The 5,393-nt window shown below is 69.5% G+C and carries 5 protein-coding genes; 4 read left to right on the forward strand and 1 reads right to left on the reverse strand.

Annotated elements, in window-relative coordinates; all coding sequences use genetic code 11:
• Positions 1-967: DUF4388 domain-containing protein (locus ACLEQD_RS35820; protein WP_410390320.1), on the reverse strand; the 967-nt coding region annotated here is incomplete at its 3' end.
• 243 nt (positions 968-1,210) lie between these two features.
• Here ACLEQD_RS35820 and trpS point away from each other — a divergent pair.
• The 4 genes from trpS to ACLEQD_RS35840 all read left to right on the forward strand — a co-directional run.
• Positions 1,211-2,224, forward strand: coding sequence for a tryptophan--tRNA ligase (gene trpS, locus ACLEQD_RS35825; RefSeq protein ID WP_410390322.1), 1,014 nt, complete (start codon positions 1,211-1,213; stop codon positions 2,222-2,224).
• 202 nt (positions 2,225-2,426) lie between these two features.
• Entirely contained in the window at positions 2,427-3,239 is an 813-nt protein-coding gene (locus ACLEQD_RS35830) for a segregation and condensation protein A (RefSeq protein WP_410390327.1), read from the forward strand.
• Positions 3,226-4,227, forward strand: a complete 1,002-nt coding sequence (gene scpB, locus ACLEQD_RS35835; RefSeq protein ID WP_410390324.1) for an SMC-Scp complex subunit ScpB — start codon at positions 3,226-3,228, stop codon at positions 4,225-4,227. Before ACLEQD_RS35830 ends, scpB begins: the two co-directional genes overlap by 14 nt.
• A 30-nt stretch (positions 4,228-4,257) precedes the next feature.
• Positions 4,258-5,393, forward strand: a 1,136-nt coding sequence (locus tag ACLEQD_RS35840; RefSeq protein ID WP_410390326.1) for a pseudouridine synthase, incomplete at its 3' end; no start/stop codon positions are given.

Raw genomic sequence — 5,393 nt, forward strand, 5'->3', positions numbered from 1 at the left:
CGTCCGCCGTCAGGTCCGGCGGGGCAGGGCGGGGGATGGGCTCGAACACCAGCCTCCCATCCAACGCGAACAGCGCGTCACTCAACGACAGCGTCAGCCCCACCTCCGCCTCGCGGTACAGCGCGTGCGCCTCCGGCACCGGCCCCCGCTCCAGCACCTGCGCCGCCAGCGCCACCGCCAGGTCGTACTTGCGCGACGACAGGAACGCCCTCACCAGCGCCAGCAGCTCCGTGAACTCCGTGGACTCGCCCACCGTCAGCCCCGTGGTCCGGTGCGGCGCCAGCGCCCCTCGCCGGTACAGGTGCAACACCCAGCGCGCCGCGAACAACGGAGCCTCTCTCGCGCTCGCCAGCAATTCGCCCAGCGTCGCGCCGCCCGCCGCCAGGTCCAGGAGCACGTCCTCCTCCTCGGAGAAGGTCTCCACCGCGAACTCGCGGAACACGCGGAACGTCGTGTCCAGGCGCGGGAAGATGTCCCGGAACTGCGCCCACTCCTGCACCCGCGCCACCGCGTCCCGGTGCAACGTGCTCAACGGCAGCCGCAACCCCACCGCGCGCCCCGACAACGGCAGCCCCGGCGTGAACTCCACCTCGCCCGACTCCCACGCGTAGCAGTCGAACAGCGCCTCGCGCGCCTTGTGCTCCATCGCCTCCGTCAGCTGCGACAGCTCAACGAAGCAGCGCTGCACCAGGAACGTGCCGTAGGGCAGGTTCGCCCCTTCCGCTGACTCGAACGCCGCCGCCGCCCGGGGCGCGTCCAGGATGCGCAGGTTCACCAGCACCTGCGCCAGGTGCTCCCTCGGGTCCGTGGAGGCCACCCCCACCAGGTGCCCGTCCCGCAGGTAGAACTCCCGCCGCACCGCGCCCCGCTCCACCCGCAGCGTCCCCTCCAACCCGGGCGTCGTGAACAGCGGAGGCAACACCAGCTGGAGCCGATAGCTGGCCAGGCTTCCCGTGAACGCTTCCATCCGTTGGCGCCCTCCAAGGCGGGCCACGTGCTACGCCGGCCGCCAGGGTAGCGACAGACCCGAGCCTCCTCAACCCCTCGAAACTGCTGGGCTTTTCCTGTCGGGGCGAAATGTTCCAGGAGGGCAGGGCACGCGAATGTCAGGCGTTGAAAGGGCCCACCTGTCCCAACGGAAGGTTGCAGCATGACGGCGGGTGTGCGAACGAGCCGTGTCCTCCACCCGTCATTCGGAGCGCGAATCGCGATGCGGATTCTCTCAGGCGTCCAGTCGTCCGGAAGGCTGCACATCGGCAACTATTACGGGGCGATGCGGCAGTTCGTGCAGCTCCAGGATCAGGGCGAGGCCTACTACTTCATCGCCAACTACCACGCGCTCACCACCGTGCGGGATCCGAAGCTGGCCCTGGACCTGACGCGCGACGCGGCCCTCACGTACCTGTCGCTGGGATTGGATCCGAAGAAGGCCGTCCTCTTCCGCCAGAGCGACGTGAAGGAGGTCCTGGAGCTCAACTGGATCCTCGGCACCGTGGTGCCCCAGGCCCACCTGGAGCGCGCCCACAGCTACAAGGACAAGATCGCCAACAACATCAGCCCGGACTTCGGCCTGTTCGCCTACCCGGTGCTCATGGCGGCGGACATCCTGCTCTACAGCGCGGACCAGGTCCCGGTGGGCAAGGATCAGATTCAACACATCGAGTTCGCGCGCGACTGGGCCGTGAAGTTCAACACCCAGTACGTCCCCGGCTACGACCCGGCGGATCCGGAAGGCAAGGAGCGGGGCCACGCCCCCGGCATCCTCAAGCTCCCCTCCGCGTTCGTGCAGGAGCACTCCGCCACGGTGCCCGGCATCGACGGGCGCAAGATGTCCAAGTCCTACGGCAACACGCTGGAGCTGTTCGGCGAGGAGAAGGACATCAAGAAGCGCATCATGTCCATCAAGACGGACTCCACGCCGGTGGAGGCTCCCAAGCCCACCACGGACGCGCCGCTCTATGATCTGCTCAAGCTGATGCTCCCGGCCGGCGAGTTCTCCGACGTGGACGCGTCCTGGAAGGCCGGCGGCAAGGGCTACGGCGACTACAAGAAGAAGCTGCTGGAGGCCTTCCACGCCACCTTCGGCCCCGCCCGCCAGCGCCGGCAGGAGCTGCTCAACGACCCCGGTGAGCTGGAGCGCATCCTCCAGGACGGCGCCCAGCGCGCCCGGGCCGAAGCCACCCGCCTGATGGACCAGGTGAGGCGGGCCGTGGGAATCCCCTGAACGCCCGTTCCTGTTCAAATGTTTGACCCACCTGGGAGGCATTGCTAAGGAGGTCTGTCCCCCCGGCGCTCGCTAAAGGCCGGAAATTCGGACCCTTTCGCATGACGAAGTTCCCATCCCCCCAGAAGGACGCCGGCCGGTGAGCGAAGGTCGCAAGCCCCCACCGCCCGACGACCTCCCGCCGGACCCCGACGGGGAGGGATTGCCGCGCACGCCCGGAGACGCCTTCCGGGTGGCGCTGCCCAACTTCGAGGGTCCCCTGGACCTGCTGCTCCATCTCATCAAGGAGCACCGGGTCGACATCTTCGACATCCCGCTGGCGCTGATTACGGCCAAGTACCTCGAGTACCTGGAGCGGATGCGGGAGCTGAACCTGGACATCGCCGGCGAGTTCCTGGTGATGGCCTCCACGCTCGCCCACCTGAAGAGCCGCATGCTCCTGCCCCGGCAGGACGCGGCCCAGGTGCCGGAGGGGGCGGACGCGCTCGCGGCGGTGGAGGAGGCGCAGGACCCTCGCGCGGAGCTGGTGCGGCGGCTGTTGGAGTACCAGAAGTACAAGGACGCCGCGGAGCACCTGGCCAAGCAGGACATCCTGGACCGGGACGTGTTCGCCCGGAAGGTGCCCGTGGAGGCCGTCCCCATCCCCGAGGACGAGGTCGGCCTTCAGGAGATTTCCGTCCTCAAGCTGGTGGAGGCGCTCGACCGGGTGCTCGAGCGGCTGACGCCCAAGGTGCAGCACGAGGTGGTGCTGGAGCGCGTCAGCCTGTCGGAGGCCATCCTCCGGATGGCGGAGCGGGTGCGCAAGGACGGGCAGGTGGTGTTCGAGGCGCTGTTCACGGAGGCGGCCACGCGCCAGGAGGTGGTCATCACCTTCATCGCCATGCTGGAGATGGTGAAGCGCCGCCTCATCAGGGTCTTCCAGGAGGAGCCCCTGGGCCCCATCCAGGTGACGCCCAACGGGGACGCGCTGGACAAGCTGCTCCCCACGGAGGTCGACGAGAGTGACTACCGGTAACGGTCCCGACGACGGTGACGAGACGCCCGCCCCCGGCACGCCCGGCGGCCCCGGACAGTTCTCCGAGGAGGAGATCGCCGCCGTCACCGGCCCTGGCCCCGACGACGCGGAGCTGGACGGGGTGGAGGCGGCCGCCATCGAGGAGGACTCCGACGACACCGAGAACGTCCCGGACCTCCAGTCCTCCTTCGAGAAGCTGGTCGCCAAGAGCCGCAACCTCTCCCCGGACCGCATCCGCACGGTGCTGGAGAGCGTGCTCTTCGTCGCCGAGCGCCCCCTGTCCGTGGACGAGCTGTACCAGGCCACCGGCATCCCGAGGGAGCCCATCCTCCAGGCGCTGGATCAGCTCTCCGGCATCCACCGGGAAGGCATCAGCGGCGTGGTGCTCTACGAGGTGGCGGGCGGGTGGCAGTTCCGCACGGACCCCCACTCCGCGGAGTACGTCCGGCGCTACCTGCGGGTGAAGCCGCAGCGGCTCACCCGGGCGGCGGTGGAGACGCTGGCCATCATCGCGTACCGCCAGCCCGTCACCCGGCCGGAGCTGGAGGACATCCGCGGCGTGGACTGCGGCGCGGTGCTCAAGGCGCTGATGGACCGCAAGCTGGTGAAAATCCTGGGCAAGCGGGAAGAAGTCGGCCGCCCCATTCTTTATGGAACCACGCGCGAGTTCCTGGAGTTCTTCGCGCTGAAGGACCTGTCCGCGCTGCCCACGCTCCGCGAATTCCATGAATTGACCCAGGAGCACCGGGACATCGTGGAGAAGGAGGCGGCGCCGCCGGCGCCGGTGGCGTCGGGGACGGTGGCGGCGCTGTCGGACCCGAACTTCACGAAGCGGATGGAGAAGAACGCGGCCGCGAGCGAGGCCGCGCTGGAGGAGCTGGAGGAGGCCATGGCCGCCGCGGAGCGGAGCCAGAAGGTCAGCGCCAGCATCCTGGAAAGCCCCCCTTCGCCCGAGAAGGGTGATAGCGAGGGGCCCAAGCCCGAGTGACGGGCGGCAACAACTGGAAGAAGGCAAGGCATGGCGGCGGAACGTTTGCAGAAGTACCTGGCTCGCGCGGGAGTGGCTTCGCGCCGGCACGCGGAAGAACTCATCACCTCCGGTCGCGTCGGAGTGAACAACCAGACGGTGACGGAGCTGGGCAGCCGGGTGGAGCCCGGCACGGACCTGGTGACCGTCGATGGGAAGCTCGTCACGCCGCCGGAAGAATCGTCGTACTACCTGCTCTACAAGCCCGTGGGCGTCGTGACGACGCTGTCGGATCCGCAGGGCCGGCCCACGGTGGCCAGCTACGTGGAGGAGACGGGCCGCCGCCTGTTCCCCGTGGGCCGTCTGGACTACGACGCGGAAGGGGCGCTGCTCTTCACGGATGACGGGGCGCTGGCGCACAAGCTCACGCACCCCAGCTTCCAGGTGCCGCGCTCGTACCTGGCGAAGGTGAAGGGCGTGCCGGACATGCCCACGCTGGAGAAGCTGCGCGGAGGCGTGCGGCTGGAAGACGGCATGGCCACGCCGGTGTCGGTGGACATCTTCGAGAAGGCCGAGCGCAACACCTGGCTGAAGATCGTCGTGGCGGAAGGCCGTCCGCACCTCATCAAGCGCCTGTGCGCGGCGGTGGGGCACCCGGTGGTGCGCCTGTTCCGTCCGAACTACGCGGGCGTGGGCGTGGAGGGGCTGCGCCCCGGCGAGCTGCGGCCGCTGAAGGTCGCCGAGGTGCACCAGCTCACGGAGGTGGCGGAGGGCCGCGCGCAGCCGAGCGCCTCGGAGCTGAAGCTGCCGCCGCGCCGTCACGGCCGTTCCGCGCCGGGCTTCAACGGGCCGGACGACGACGACGCCGAGCTGTCCATGGACGACGACGCGCCGGTGGCGCCGCGCAAGACGGAGCGCGCGGCCGCCAAGAAGGCCCCGACGGGGCCGAAGACCCGCGACGCGCGTCCGGAGCGCAAGGAGTGGAAGGGCGTGCAGGACGGCGGCACGCGTCCGCCGAAGTTCGCCAAGCGCGGGGCGACGCTGGACGCGGACGATGACGCGGCCGCGGACGTGGACCTGGAGGGCGTGCCGTCGTTCGATGACGACGGTGAGGAAGTGACGGAGTCCGACGCCGCGGAAGGCGCCACCTACGGCAAGGCCGCGCGGGGCGCGGGCCGTACCGGTAA

The organism is Corallococcus sp. 4LFB (assembly GCF_046520365.1).
GTDB classification, from domain to species: Bacteria; Myxococcota; Myxococcia; order Myxococcales; family Myxococcaceae; genus Corallococcus; species Corallococcus caeni.

Coding starts and splice junctions, on each gene's coding strand:
- trpS (WP_410390322.1), top strand. CDS start 1,211: ATGCGGATTCTCTCAGGCGTCCAGTCGTCCGGAAGGCTGCACATCGGC.